This is a genomic window from Sinomonas flava, assembly GCF_039531875.1.
Taxonomy (GTDB): Bacteria; Actinomycetota; Actinomycetes; order Actinomycetales; family Micrococcaceae; genus Sinomonas; species Sinomonas flava.
Window position 1 is genome coordinate 138,927 of sequence record NZ_BAAAQW010000002.1, and the last position, 13,702, is coordinate 152,628.

General features: G+C 71.7%; 9 protein-coding genes. 4 read left to right on the top strand and 5 right to left on the bottom strand.

The window, feature by feature from the left end; all coding sequences use genetic code 11:
- Positions 1 to 34 precede the first annotated feature (34 nt).
- Positions 35 to 253: a DUF7455 domain-containing protein gene (locus ABD298_RS01490; RefSeq protein ID WP_344297803.1), complete on the bottom strand. Its 219-nt coding sequence runs from the start codon at positions 251 to 253 to the stop codon at positions 35 to 37.
- Positions 254 to 514: 261 nt separating this feature from the next.
- On the opposite strand from ABD298_RS01490, the gene ABD298_RS01495 reads away from it, so the two are divergent.
- On the top strand, positions 515 to 2,620 hold the full coding sequence (locus ABD298_RS01495) for a DNA gyrase/topoisomerase IV subunit B (RefSeq protein WP_344297805.1): 2,106 nt from the start codon (positions 515 to 517) through the stop codon (positions 2,618 to 2,620).
- A gap of 48 nt (positions 2,621 to 2,668) precedes the next feature.
- Here ABD298_RS01495 and ABD298_RS01500 read toward each other — a convergent pair whose 3' ends face one another.
- Together ABD298_RS01500 and ABD298_RS01505 are read right to left on the bottom strand one after the other, a co-directional pair.
- The gene (locus ABD298_RS01500; protein WP_344297807.1) at positions 2,669 to 3,655 is read right to left on the bottom strand and encodes a M56 family metallopeptidase; all 987 of its coding nucleotides are present in this window, start codon (positions 3,653 to 3,655) and stop codon (positions 2,669 to 2,671) included.
- A gap of 19 nt (positions 3,656 to 3,674) precedes the next feature.
- Positions 3,675 to 4,037, bottom strand: a complete 363-nt coding sequence (locus tag ABD298_RS01505) for a BlaI/MecI/CopY family transcriptional regulator (RefSeq protein ID WP_344297809.1) — start codon at positions 4,035 to 4,037, stop codon at positions 3,675 to 3,677.
- 231 nt (positions 4,038 to 4,268) lie between these two features.
- On the opposite strand from ABD298_RS01505, the gene ABD298_RS01510 reads away from it, so the two are divergent.
- The 3 genes from ABD298_RS01510 to cydC are packed head-to-tail and all read left to right on the top strand — an operon-like array spanning position 4,269 to position 10,321.
- Positions 4,269 to 5,900 (top strand): cytochrome ubiquinol oxidase subunit I, encoded by a 1,632-nt coding sequence (locus ABD298_RS01510; protein ID WP_344297811.1) that lies wholly within the window; start codon positions 4,269 to 4,271, stop codon positions 5,898 to 5,900.
- A gap of 11 nt (positions 5,901 to 5,911) precedes the next feature.
- Complete coding sequence (gene cydB / locus ABD298_RS01515) at positions 5,912 to 6,970, top strand: cytochrome d ubiquinol oxidase subunit II (protein WP_344297813.1); 1,059 nt, start codon at positions 5,912 to 5,914, stop codon at positions 6,968 to 6,970.
- Positions 6,971 to 6,973: 3 nt separating this feature from the next.
- Positions 6,974 to 10,321, top strand: a complete 3,348-nt coding sequence (cydC, locus tag ABD298_RS01520; protein ID WP_344297815.1) for a thiol reductant ABC exporter subunit CydC — start codon at positions 6,974 to 6,976, stop codon at positions 10,319 to 10,321.
- A gap of 98 nt (positions 10,322 to 10,419) precedes the next feature.
- Here the strand turns inward: cydC and ABD298_RS01525 are convergent, their stop codons facing one another.
- Positions 10,420 to 10,938, bottom strand: a complete 519-nt coding sequence (locus ABD298_RS01525) for a DinB family protein (RefSeq protein WP_344297817.1) — start codon at positions 10,936 to 10,938, stop codon at positions 10,420 to 10,422.
- A 196-nt stretch (positions 10,939 to 11,134) separates the two neighbouring features.
- Positions 11,135 to 13,663 (bottom strand): DNA gyrase/topoisomerase IV subunit A, encoded by a 2,529-nt coding sequence (locus tag ABD298_RS01530; protein ID WP_344297819.1) that lies wholly within the window; start codon positions 13,661 to 13,663, stop codon positions 11,135 to 11,137.
- Positions 13,664 to 13,702: the final 39 nt, after the last annotated feature.

The following is a 13,702-nucleotide window of genomic DNA, read 5'->3' on the forward strand; positions in this document are numbered from 1 at the left end:
CGGGCCCTCCGTCATGTCGAGGAGCGTGCTGGGCTCAGTCGGCTACGTCGGCCTTCTCGGTCAGGCGGCCCGACTCGTCGTGCCAGACCGAGGCGAGCGGCCGGAGCGTCTCTTCGAGGGCGCGCGCGTGGTGGGCGCAGAACTGGAGTTTGCCGCCGGACGCTTCCAGGACCACGAGAACGTAGGCCTGGGCGCCGCAGCGATCACAGCGGTCCGTAGCGGTCAGGGTGCGCTCCGCGAGTGCTGCAGTCATCTGAGGCCTCCTTCTCAAGTAACCGGCGGGGCTTGCGCGGTCACTCCATCTAACACCGCGGCATCAAGGAATGGAGTCAGGAATGGGCAACTTTCGCTCGGGGCGTATTGCAGTTCGGCAACGCCTGCCCGGCTCCACGGCCCCGCTTCGGCCACATCCGGAGCGCCGGTGCGGCATTGTCCCGGCTCGATGACTAACCTTGGCCTGTACCCTGCCTTCCTCGCATGACCATTTGCAGCATCCCAAAGGAGTCCCCAGCGCGTGGCACCGAGTTCTGAATACACCGCCCGGCACCTGTCCGTCCTCGAGGGTCTCGAGGCCGTCCGGAAGCGCCCGGGCATGTACATCGGCTCGACGGATTCGCGCGGCCTCATGCACTGCCTCTGGGAGATCATCGATAACTCCGTCGACGAGGCTCTCGCCGGCTTCGGCCACGAGATCGCGGTCATCCTCCACGCCGACGGGTCGGTGGAGGTCCACGACGACGGCCGCGGGATTCCCGTGGACGTCGAACCCAAGACTGGGCTCACCGGTGTCGAGGTCGTGTTCACGAAGCTGCACGCCGGCGGCAAGTTCGGCGGCGGCTCCTACACCGCCTCGGGAGGCCTGCACGGTGTCGGCGCCTCTGTGGTGAACGCTCTTTCCGCGCGCCTCGACGTCCAGGTGGACCGCGGCGGCAAGACCTACCAGATGTCGTTCAGGCGCGGGGAGCCCGGCCGCTTCAAGGACGCTGGCCACCTGAGCCCCACTGCGTCCTTCGAGCCGTTCGTCGAGGACTCCGTGCTCGACGTCGTGGGCAAGGCCAAGCGCGGGGTGACGGGCACCCGCATCCGCTACTGGGCGGACTCGCAGATCTTCACCCCGGACGCGAAGTTCTCCTACGACGACCTCGTGGGGCGCGCCCGCCAGACCTCCTTCCTCGTCCCGGGGCTCCGCATCACGGTCCGTGACGAGCGGCGCCTGCCGGGCACCCCGGGCGCCGACGGGCCGCACGAGGAGGTGTTCCACCACGACGGCGGCATCTCGGAGTTCGTCGACTTCCTGGCCATCGACGCGCCCGTGACGGACGTCTGGCGCCTGCACGGCGCGGGCACGTTCACCGAGACTGTCCCGGTGCTCGATGAGCGCGGCCACTCGCGCATCGCCGAGGTGGAGCGCTCCTGCGAGGTCGACGTCGCCCTGCGCTGGGGCGTCGGGTACGACACCACGATGCGAACGTTCGTGAACATCATCGCCACGCCCAAGGGCGGCACCCACCAGTCCGGCTTCGAGGCGGCGCTGCTGAAGGTCTTCCGCAAGGCCATCGAGTCCAACGCCCGCAAGCTCAAGGCGGGCAACGACAAGATCGAGAAGGACGACGTGCTCGCGGGCATGACCGCGGTCCTGACCGTGCGTCTCGCCGAGCCGCAGTTCGAGGGGCAGACCAAGGAGATCCTCGGCACTCCCGCCGTCCGGCAGATCGTCTCGCGGGTGGTCGAGAAGGAACTCGGTGCGAAGCTCGGCTCCACGGCCCGCGGCGACAAGAGCCAGAGCTCCGTGCTGCTGGAGAAGGTCGTCAACGAGATGAAGTCGCGCATCACCGCGCGGGTCCACAAGGAGACCCAGCGGCGCAAGACAGCGCTCGAGTCGTCGACGCTGCCGGCGAAGCTCATCGACTGCCGTACGGACGACACGCACCGCTCCGAGCTGTTCATCGTCGAGGGCGACTCCGCGCTCGGCACCGCGCGGCACGCGCGCTCGAGCGAGTTCCAGGCCCTCCTGCCCATCCGCGGCAAGATCCTCAACGTCCAGAAGGCCTCGGTGGGGGACATGCTCTCGAACGCCGAGTGCGCAGCACTCATCCAGGTGATCGGGGCGGGGTCAGGGCGCAGCTTCGACCCGACGGTGGCCCGCTACGGCAGGGTCATCCTCATGACCGACGCCGACGTCGACGGCGCGCACATCCGCACGCTCCTGCTGACGCTGTTCTTCCGCTACATGCGCCCCATGATCGAGCAGGGCCGCGTCTTCGCGGCCGTGCCGCCGCTGCACCGGGTCGAGGTGGTGAACCCGGGCGCCAAGGCCAACGAGATGGTGTACACGTACTCCGACAGCGAGCTGCGCCGGCTCCTGAGCAGTCTCGAAGCCGACGGGCGGCGGTACAAGGAGCCGATCCAGCGCTACAAGGGCCTCGGCGAGATGGACGCCGACCAGCTCGCGGAGACGACGATGGACCCGCGCCACCGCAGCCTGCGCCGCGTCACGATTGAGAGCGCGCAGCGGGCCGAGGAGATCTTCGAGCTGCTCATGGGCTCGGACGTCGCCCCGCGCAAGGACTTCATCGTGGCGGGGAGCGCCCAGCTGGACCGCGAGCAGATCGACGCCTAGCGCTGTTCCCGGGGCGCCCGGGAGCCCCCGCGGCCAGAACAGCCGCGGCTAGAACAGTCCCGGGGCGATGAGGAGCGCGGTGGGGAGGGCGAGGAGCATCAGGGCCGCGGCGAGGACGACGGCGGTGGCTCCCCTCCCCAGCGGAGGCCTGGGCGTGAGGAGGCGGCTGAGGCGGGCCGCGATACCGGCGTCGTCCGCATCCCCCCGGTCGGGGACCAGCCCTGCAGGCGCGGTGCCCGCCCGCGAGCCGCCGCCGTCGCCCGCAACGACGTCCGGGGCGGTCTCCCCGCCGACGGCGACGAGTGCGATCGCGCGCACGAGGACGTCGTCCGGCGTCGAGCGACGCGCCACGTCGTCGGCCAGCATCTCGACGAGGGAGTTGACGGCCTGCCGTGCGAGCCGGCTCGTGGGCAGCCAGGGGAGGGCCGCGCGCCAGGCCTCGAACGCCCACAGGAGCAGGTGATGCCGTTGGGTGAGGTGCGCCTTCTCATGGCGCACGACGGCGGCGAGCTCCTCGGGCGCGAGGGTCTCCACGAGGCTGTCCGAGAGGACGGTCACCGACCTGGAGCCGCCGGGCAGGCAGTAGGCGACGGGCGCGGGATGGTTGATCACCCAGGTTCGCTCGAGGGCGCCGGAGGGGGAGCTCAGCAGCGACAACAGATCGCGGTGGCGGCGGCGCTGGCTCACGATGCGGGCGTACGTCAGCAGCAGGGTGAAGAGGAGATGGACCGTCAGGAGGGCGGCCGCGCTCAGGGCGAAGAGGTGCCAGAAGTGCAGTTCGTCGGCAGACTCATTGCCCAGGACGATGGTGGCCGCCCGGCGCAGGGCCCCGACGAGGGTGCCTCCGAGGGGCTCGAGTCCGTAGACGAGCATGGCACCGATCATCGACAGCCCACCGGCTAGTGCGATGGCCTGCCAGAGGACCATGGCGGCGAAGGGGGATCGGGAGGTCCAGCGCGCGCGAGAGAGCGCCACCGGCACCGGCCACGCGAGCAGCAGTGCCAGCAGCGCCAGCAGGTAGGCGGTCACGAGCACGCGCGTGCCCCGCTGCGGCTCAGCCGCGCGCCAGGAGCCTGCGCAGCGTCGCGGCCTCGGCCTCGGTGACGGAGCCTATGAACCGGGCCAGGACGGCCTCGCGGTCCGGCGCCGTGCCGAGGGCCTCGTGCATCAGGCGCGCGGTGTGGTCCTCGCGGGTCGAGACGGCGTGGTAGCGGTGGGGACGGGTCCCGCGCTCGCGCTCGACGAGCCCCTTCTTCTCCAGACGGGACAGCACGGTCAGGACGGTGGTGACGGCCAAGTCCTTGGCCTCCTGCCCGTTCTGTGCCAGACGGTCGCGCAGATCATTGGCGGTGGCGGCTTCCGGTGAGGACCACAGGAGGTCCATGACCGAGCGCTCGAGTTCACCCAGGCTTGCCATCGTGTCGAGAGTCCTTTGCGTGCACCGGCACTGCGCCCGACTGGCGCGGTGCGGGGGGTTCGTACACCCACGTTCATTCTACGTGAGGTAGAACAATTCTGTCGCGCCGTGCCGCGCTGTTCGCTGAGGGTGTTCACGGGCCGCTGGAGCGTCGGTGAATGTTCTACACTTTGTAGAAGTCAGATCTTCTACGCGATGTAGAAGATCCCGCACAAGCAACCGGGAGCATGCGTGGACGCACTCGAGATAGCACGCTGGCAGTTCGGGATCACCACGGTCTACCACTTCATGATGGTTCCCCTCACCATCGGGCTCGGCCTCGTGGTCGCCATCCTGCAGACCGTCTGGCACCGCACGGGCAAGGTCGAGTTCCTCAGGATGACCAAGTTCTGGGGGAAGCTCTTCCTCATCAACTTCATCATGGGCGTGGCCACCGGCATCGTCCAGGAGTTCCAGTTCGGCATGGCCTGGAGCGAGTACAGCCGGTTCGTCGGCGATGTCTTCGGCGCCCCCCTGGCCATGGAGGCCCTACTCGCGTTCTTCGTCGAGTCCACCTTCCTGGGCCTGTGGATCTTCGGCTGGAAGCAGCTGCGCCCGGGCCTGCACCTCACGGCGCTGTGGTGTGCCGTGATCGGCTCGGTCGTCTCCGCCTACTTCATCATCGTGGCCAACAGCTGGATGCAGCACCCTGTCGGCGTCACCGTGGTCGACGGCCGCCCCGTCATGACTGACGCATGGGCCGTCTTCACCAACAACACGGCGCTCGTCGCGTTCCCGCACACCGTCATGGGAGCGCTCGGCGTGGCCGGGGCCTTCCTGCTCGGCATCGCCTGGTACCACCTGTGGCAGCGGCGGCACGACGGGATCGACACGGTCGCCGTCGTGGATGGCACAGCCAAGAGGGGCAAGGCCCGCGGCAAGGAGCGCGTCGTCGTCGGCGAGGCCCCCGGGGTGCCCGGCCGCGACCGCACCGACCACGCCGTGTGGCTGAAGTCCCTGCGGATCGGCGCCGTCGTCGCGATGATCTCCTTCGCCGGCACAGCCATCACGGGCGACCTCCAGGGCAAGCTCATGTTCGAGCAGCAGCCCATGAAGATGGCCGCCGCCGAGGCCGCGTGCCACGACGGCACGGGCTTCTCGATCCTGTCGGTCGGCAACGTCGGCTCGCGCAACTGCGACGACGTCGTAGCCGTCATGGAGGTCCCCGGGCTCCTGTCCTTCCTGGCCAAGGGCGACTTCACCACCGAGGTGAAGGGCGTCAACACGCTCATCCCCGAGTACGAGCAGGCCTACGGCACGAACCTGCCCGACAACCCCCTGTATGGTGACCGCGCCGGCCGCGACGTCCAGTATGTCCCCGTCATGGAGGTCACCTACTGGGGCTTCCGGGCGATGATCGGCTTCGGCGGGCTCGCCGCGGCGGCCGCCGCCGTCGCCCTCTGGCTGACCCGGAAGGGGACGGTCCCGCAGTCGCGCTGGCTCATGCGGCTCGCCGTCGTCGGGATCCTCGCCCCGTTCGGAGCCAACGCGGCAGGCTGGATCTTCACAGAGATGGGCCGTCAGCCCTTCGTCGTCGCCCCGAACCCCGCCATGGCCGGAAGCGTGGACCAGGTCTTCATGTTCACCGCCGCGGCCGTCTCGCCCGGGGTGAGCGCGGGGGAGATCCTGACCTCCCTCATCGTCCTGACGCTCATCTATGCGGCGCTTATGGTGGTCGAGGTCCGACTCCTGTGGACCTACACGCGCGGCGGCGTCGCCTCCGCGATGCCTGAGCTCGCCCACGGGGCGGACCACGAGAAGCACGACGACGAGTCCCACCCGGGCGGCAAGGCCGCCGACGACGTCCTGGCCTTCGCCTACTAGGAGCGCGCACCATGGAAACCCTTCCCACTGTCTGGTTCTGCGCCGTCGCCGTCCTCTGGGTCGGCTACCTCTTCCTCGAGGGTTTCGACCTCGGCGTCGGCATGCACATGAAGCTCTTCGCCCGCGGCGAGGCCGAGCGCCGCGTCCTGCTGAACACGATCGGCCCTGTGTGGGACGGCAACGAGGTGTGGCTCCTCACCGCGGGCGGGGCGACGTTCGCAGCGTTCCCCCTCTGGTACGCCTCCCTGTTCTCGGCGCTCTACCTCCCGCTCACCCTCGCCCTCGTCGCGCTCATCTTCCGCGCCGTCGCCATAGAGTACCGCGGCAAGGTCCACTCCGACCGCTGGCGCAGCGCCTGGGACTGGGCGCTCGCGCTCGGTTCCGGCGTCGCCGCGTTCTGCGTCGGCGCGATGCTCGCCCTCACCACCACGGGCCTGCCGCTCAACGCGAACGGCGACCGGGTCGGAGGCCCCTTCGCCTGGCTCAACGGGTACGCGCTCCTCGGCGGGGCCGCCGTGGTCGGCTTCGCCCTCGTCCACGGCCTCGCGTTCCTCGCCCTCAAGACGGACGGCGGGATCCGTGCCCGAGCCCACGCAGCCTTCGTCCGCTGGCTGCCCCTCGCCATCCTGCCCCTCGTGGCATGGGTGCTCGCCGTCCAGCTCCGCACCGGCGAGTGGTGGAGCTGGGCCCTCACGGCCGTCGCGGCGGCAGCGGCCCTCGTCGCCTGGGCGCTCGGCCGGGCTGGGTCGGAGGGTCGCGCCTTCATCGCCCTCTCGGCGTTCCTCGCCATGGGTGCAGCCGCCATCTTCTCGGCGGTGTACCCCGTCGTGCTGCCCTCCACGCTCGACTCGGCCTACAGCCTCACGGTGACCAGCGCGTCGTCGTCCGACTACACGCTCGGACTGATGACCGTCGTCGCGCTCATCGGGCTCCCGCTCGTCCTCGCGTACCAGACGTGGACGTACTGGGTGTTCCGTCGGCGCCTGAGCGTGGGCAGCATCCCGACCGCGCATTCGGTCATCCCGGCGACAGTGTCCCGCCTCGTGACCGGCCAGCCGGCCGGGAAGTAGCCCATGAAGCCCGACATCCCCCTCGGCCCCGCGACACGGCGGGCCCTCGTCCTCCTCGGCGTCCTCGCGGTGGCCAAGGCCGCAGGCCTGGTGCTCATGGCCCAGGGGATCGCGGCAGGCCTCGCCGCGATCGCGGCAGGGGGCGCCGGCGGGGCCGGACTCGCCGGCGCCACGTGGCTGGCCGCCGCGGGCATCCTGATCCGCGCGGCAGCACAGTGGGGAGCTGCGGCGGTGGGCCGCTGGGCTGCTGTCGGGGTCAAGGAGGAGCTCCGCGGTGAGCTCATCGAGGCCGGGCTCGCCGGCAGCAGCGGGGGCGGCGAGCACGACGGCGAGGCGCGCGTCGCGTCGTCGGCCGCCGCGACCGCCGTGCTCGCCGGCCGCGGGCTCGACGCCCTCGACTCGATGTACACCCAGTACCTGCCCGCGGTCGTCCAGAGCGCGGCCGTCCCGCTGCTCCTCGGGGCCCGGATCCTGGGCGCGGACTGGGTGAGCGCGCTCATCGTCGCACTGACCCTCCCGCTCGTGCCCCTGTTCATGGTCCTCATCGGACGGCACACGCTGGAGAGGGTCGCCGAGGCGCAGCAGTCGCTCCTGCGCCTCGGCTCGCACCTGGTGGAGCTTGCCCAAGGCCTGCCCGTCCTGGTCGGGCTCGGCCGGGCGGCGCAGCAGCGTGAGGCGCTCGCCGGGCTGTCCTCTGCCTACAGGGGACGCACCATGGCGACGCTCAGGGTCGCGTTCCTGTCCGCCATGGCGCTCGAGCTCATCTCGACGATCTCCGTTGCGGTAGTCGCGGTGTTCATCGGCGTCCGCCTCGTGGACGGCTCCATGCCGCTCGAGGCAGGGCTCGTCGCGCTCATCCTCGCGCCCGAATGCTTCCAGCCCCTGCGCGACCTCGGCGCCGCCCACCACGCGAGCGAGGACGGGGCGGAGGCGCTGCGCCGCACCCGTGAGCGCATCGCCGCTGCCCGCGGCGCCTCCGTGGTCACCGGCGATCGCGATGCCGCCCCGGCGGAGATCACCGTCGACGCGCTCGGGGTGAGGTACGACGGCGCCGCGCTCGACGCCGGCGCGCCCGTCTCCTTCACCGCGCCCGCCGGCGCGGTGACCCTGCTCGCCGGGCCGAGCGGCAGCGGCAAGACGACAGTGCTCGGCGTGATTGCGGGCCTCGTCCGCGACGGCGCGGGCGCGGCCGTCGCCGGCAGCGTCCGCGGGCCGGGCGCCGAGAGGATCGCGTGGGTCCCGCAGCACCCCCAGTTCACCGAGCCGAGCGTGGCCGCCGAGCTCGGGCTCTACGCGGGCGAGGCCGTCCGCCGCGACCCGGCACTGCCCGGTCGTCTTCTCGCCCAGCTGGGCCTGTCCGCCCTCGCAGACGCCGACCCCGCCGAGCTCAGCCCTGGCCAGCAGCGCCGGGTGGCGGTGGCGCGGGGACTCGCCCGGGTCGCCGACGGCGCCGACGCGGTCCTGCTCGACGAGCCGACCGCGCACCTCGACGAGCGGTCCGCCGCGCTCGTCGAGTCGGCCCTGGCGTCCCTGAAGGGCCGCGCCACCGTGGTCCTCGTCTCCCACGAGCCGGGCACAGCCACGCTCGCCGACCACGTCGTGGTGCTCGCGCCATCCGGTGACGCCGCCTCAGAGCGGTTCCGGGCGGACATCCCGGACACCGCCGCCCCGGCCCGGCGTTCACCGGTGCGCGCCCAGGCCCCGCGGGCAGCCTGGGTGCGTGTCCTCGCAGGCCTCGTGCGGCCCGATGCCGGCCGGTACGTCCTCGCCGCGCTTGCGGGCCTCGGGACGGCGGCCGCCGGCGTCGCGCTGTCCGCGCTCTCCGGGTGGCTCATCGTGCGGGCGAGCGAGCAGCCTCCGATCCTGTACCTCCTGACGGCGATCGTGGGGGTGCGGTTCTTCGGGATCGGCCGCGCCGTGCTGCGGTACTGCGAGCGGCTCGCGCTGCACTCGGCCGTCCTCTCGACGCTGTCACTCCTGCGCGACCGGCTCTGGCGCCTCCTGGCCTCCCGTGGCCTCGCGGCGCGGCGGCTTCTCGTGCCCGGTGCGGCGCTCGAGGCCCTCGTCGGGGACGTTGAGGCGGTGAGGGACCAGCTCCCGCGCGTCCTCCACCCGATCGCCACCGCGGCGCTGGTCGCCCTCGGAGCGCTCGTCGCCGTCGGCGCACTGCTCCCGGGCCACCTGCCCGTCCTGGTCGCAGGGCTCGCCGTGGCGCTCCTCGTTGCACCCGCCGTCGCGCTGGTCGCGGACCGTCGCGCGGCCACGCGCGTCCAGACGGGCCGTGCGCGGTTCCTCGCCCGGATCGGCCAGGCGCTCGCCGCCGCCGGGGACCTGCAGGGCAACGCGCGCTCGGCCACGGTGCTGGCGGGGCTGCGCGCGGAGGACGCCGGCCTCACCCGGCTCGAACGCCGCGGCGCCGCGGCGGAGGGGTTGGCACAGGCCATCGTCATCGCCGCGTTGGGGGTCGCGGCGGCCCTCACCCTCGCAACGGCTCAGGGCGCCGGAGCGGCAGGCACGACGGCGGCCGCCGTCCTCCTGCTGCAGCTGGCCCTCGTGGAGCCCCTCGCCGCCGCGAGCACGGCCGTGCAGCAGCTGCCCGCCCTCCGGTCGGCGCTCGCGGGCATCGCGGCGGAGCAGGACCGGTCAGAGCAGGACGGGGCGGAGCGGGGGCCCGAGCGGACTCCGGGGCGAGCCCAGACGGATGCGCGCGACCAGGGCGCCGGCAGTGTGCGGCTCGACGGCGTCACGCTCGGCTGGCCCGGAGGACCGGACATCCTCACGGGACTCGATCTTGAGGCGCACGCGGGGGACTGGGTGGTCGTGGCAGGGCCCTCAGGCAGCGGCAAGTCCACGATGCTCGCGCTCCTCACCGGGTTCCTGGCTCCGCGCGCCGGGACGGTCCGGATCGAGGGCGCGGTTGCCTGGTGCCCGCAGGAGTCCCACCTGTTCGACTCGACGGTGCGGGGGAACCTTGCCGTCGCGCGGGGCCGCGACCACGCGCCGTCGGACGGGGAGATCGAGGACGTCCTGGGCCGGGTCGGGCTGCTCGAGCACGTCAGGTCGCTTCCCGGGGGGCTCGATGCGCGCATCGGCAGCCGGGGCTCGTTCCTCTCGGGCGGCCAGCGCCAGCGGCTCGCGGTCGCGCGGACGCTCCTGGCTGGGGCTCGGATCGTGCTCCTCGACGAGCCCACCGCCCACCTCGACCCCGAGTCAGGGCTCGAGCTGGTCGCCGCGCTCCACGAGGCGCTGTCCGACCGGACCGTGATCATGGTCAGCCATCACGCGACCGAGCTCATGCCCGGCGACCGACTCCTTCAGCTGAGTGCCGTCCCTCTGGGGGTCACGTCCTGAGGGTCACATCCTGCGGGTAGGGCGGAGCCAGGGGTGATGTCGCGGCCAAGAGGGGGTGACGTCGGCGGCAGAGGGGGTGACGCCGGCGGGGGTGGCGGTCAGCCGGCGACGTCGTGGAGGTGGTGCTCGACGTCGTGCAGGAAGTACCGGGCGAGCGTCACCACCGTGAATTCGCTCCCGTTGCTGCGCAGCCCCCGGCGCCCGAAGGCGTCCTGGGGTACGGCGCCGAACGCGTCGCGGGCCAGCGCACCCTCCTCGGCGAGCTCGGCCCGCACGGCGTCCGGGTCAGAGGCTGCGTAGTCCTTCTCGAGCGCAGTCGCGTCCTGGTCCCAGTCCGCGAATCGCGCGCCGTCCTCGGCGAGCATGAGCCGCAGCCTGGTGCGGAACAGCCCGAAGACGTCCCGCACGTGGCAGCCGTACTCGAGGGGCGACCACGTCGACTCATTCGGCCGGTTGCGCACGTCCGCCCGCTGCAGCGCGGCGTCCCAGCGGGGAAGCGCCGCGTCGATGCGTCCTGCGACGTCCTGAGGCGTCAGCTCGCCCGGGTCGAAGCCGCACTCCGGGCAGGGCCGCTCGAGCACCCAGGTCCAGTCCTTCGTGTCAGGGGTGATCGCCATGGCCGCAGTCTAGCCCCGGCCCACGGGCACTGAGTCCTCGCGGGTCACTTGCGGGAGTTTCGGGTACGCACGACGTCGGCGACGCGCCTTGCGCAGGCCGCCCCCGCGCCGTCGTGTGTACCCGAGATGCTCCCGAGGCGCGTTTCGCGTACCCGAGACGGCGGTGGGGCGAACTTGGTGTACCCGAGACGGGGGGTCAGGCGAAGCTCGGGCCGACCGCGTCCACGGACTGCGTGAGCGGCACGCCGGAGCCGTCGCGGCGGCCGTGCTCGCTCGGCAGGGAGCGGGCCACGCCGGCCGACGACGAGGCCTTGGCCGGACCGCGGCCCACCCACGCCAGCACGAGCCGGTCCTCGCCCTTGAGGAATCGGTGCGACCGGACCCCGCCTGTGGCGCGACCCTTGGCCGGGTATTCGTCGAACGGAGTGACCTTCGCCGTTCCCGGGGACGTCCCGGGCAGCGCGGAGCCGCTTCCGGCGATTGTGACGACGACGGCGCTCCCGCCGCCGCCCTCGCCGGAACCGTCGCCGGCGTCGGGAGCAGCGACGACGCCGAAGAAGACCGCCGAGTCGCCAGCTGCGAGCTTGACGCCGGCCATGCCGCCTGCGGCCCGGCCCTGTGGCCGCACCGACGAGGCGAGGTACCGCAGCAGCTGCCCCTGGGCGGTGACGAAGACGAGCGTGTCCTCGTCCGCCGCCGGAGCCGCGCCGATGACCTTGTCCCCGTCCTTGAGCGCGATCCCGTCCCAGTCCTCGCGATTGAGCGGGTACTCCGGGGTCACCCGCTTGACGACGCCCTGGGCGGTGCCGAGGGCGATGACGGTGTCGAGCGGCACGAGGGCCACCAAGGACTCGTCCTTGGCGAGAGTCATGAACTCCTTGGCCGCGACGCCTCCGGCCATGTTGGGCAGGCCGGATGAGGGCTCGAGGAGCGGGAGGTCCACCGCCTGCAGGCGCAGCATGCGGCCGGTGGACGTCACGGCACCGAGCTCGCCGCGCGCCGTCGTGCGCACCACGGAGCGGAACACGTCGTGCCGGACGCGCGGCCCCGACTCGGCGAGCGGCTCGGCGTGCGCGGTCCGCGCGATGAGGCCGGAGGCGGACAGGATGGCCCAGCAGGGCTCGTCCGCGATCTCGAGGGCCAGCGGGGCGGCCTTCCCCTTCGGGGCCGGCAGGGCGGCGGCAGAGCCCTTGGGGGTGTCGTCCTCCTTCTCGAGGAGGACCGTGCGGCGCGGCGTGCCGTACTTCGCCGCCACTTCGCCGAGCTCATCCGAGACGACCTGGCGCAGGAGCGTGTCGGAGCCCAGGATGGCCTCGAGTTCGGCGATCTCCCGGCGGAGCTCGTCCTGCTCCTTCTCGAGCTCGACCCGCGAGTACTTCGTCAGCTGGCGCAGGCGCAGGTCGAGGATGTAGTTGGCTTGGACCTCGGTCAGGTCGTAGATCGACATGAGCCGCTCGCGCGCCGCCGACGCCTCGTCCGAGGTGCGGATGATCTGGATGACCTCGTCGATGTCCATGATCGCGACGAGGAGGCCCTCCACCAGGTGCAGGCGGTCCTTCCGCTTCCCGAGGCGGAACGCGGTGCGGCGACGCACCACGGAGAGCCTGTGGTCCACGTACACGCGCAGCAGCCCCAGCAGGCCGAGGGTCTGCGGCTGGCCGTCGACCAGCGTGACGTTGTTGATGCCGAAGGAGTCCTCGAGGGGCGTGTAGCGGTACAGCTGCGCGAGCACGGCCTGCGGGTTAAATCCGTTCTTGACCTCGATGACGAGCCGCAGCCCGTGCTTGCGGTCGGTGAGGTCGGTGACGTCCGAGATGCCGGCGAGCTTCTTGGAGCCCACCGCATCCTTGATCTTCTCGATGACCTTCTCCGGGCCCACCATGTAGGGCAGCTCCGTCACGACCAGGCCGGTGCGGCGGGCGGAGACCTGCTCGACGGTGACTTTGGCGCGCGTCTTGAACGACCCACGCCCGGTCCGGTAGGCGTCCCGGATGCCGTCCAGCCCCACGATGCGGCCTCCCGAGGGCAGGTCCGGCCCGGGCACGAGCTCCATGACCTCCTCGAGGGTGGCCTCCGGGTTCGCGATCACGAGCTGGGCCGCGGCGACGACCTCGGTGAGGTTGTGCGGCACCATGTTGGTCGCCATTCCGACCGCGATGCCCGTCGTCCCGTTGACGAGGAGATTCGGGAACGCAGCCGGGAGGACCTCCGGCTGGGTGAGCTGGTTGTCGTAGTTCGGGACGAAGTCGACGACGTCCTCGTCCAGGCTGTCCGTCAGCGCGAGCGACGCCGCGGCCATCCGCGCTTCGGTGTACCGCGCGGCCGCGGGGCCGTCGTCGAGCGAGCCGAAGTTGCCGTGGCCGTCGATGAGCGGCAGCCGGAGCGCGAAGTCCTGCGCGAGGCGCACCATGGCGTCGTAGATCGCGGCGTCCCCATGCGGGTGCAGCTTGCCCATGACCTCGCCCACCACCCGGGCGCTCTTCACATGCCCGCGGTCCGGCCGCAGGCCCATCTCGCTCATCATGTAGAGGATGCGGCGCTGGACGGGCTTGAGGCCGTCGCGGGCGTCCGGGAGGGCCCGGGAGTAGATCACGGAGTAGGCGTACTCGAGGAAGGAGGTCTCCATCTCCTCGGCGACATCGATGTCGGTGATGTTCTCCGCGAAGTCGTCGGGTTCGGGGAGAGTGTCCGCACCGGTGGAGCGGGGAGATTGTCGACGTGCCAAGACTGGGTGGATCCTTCGCTTCTGCTGAGACGGGCCTGA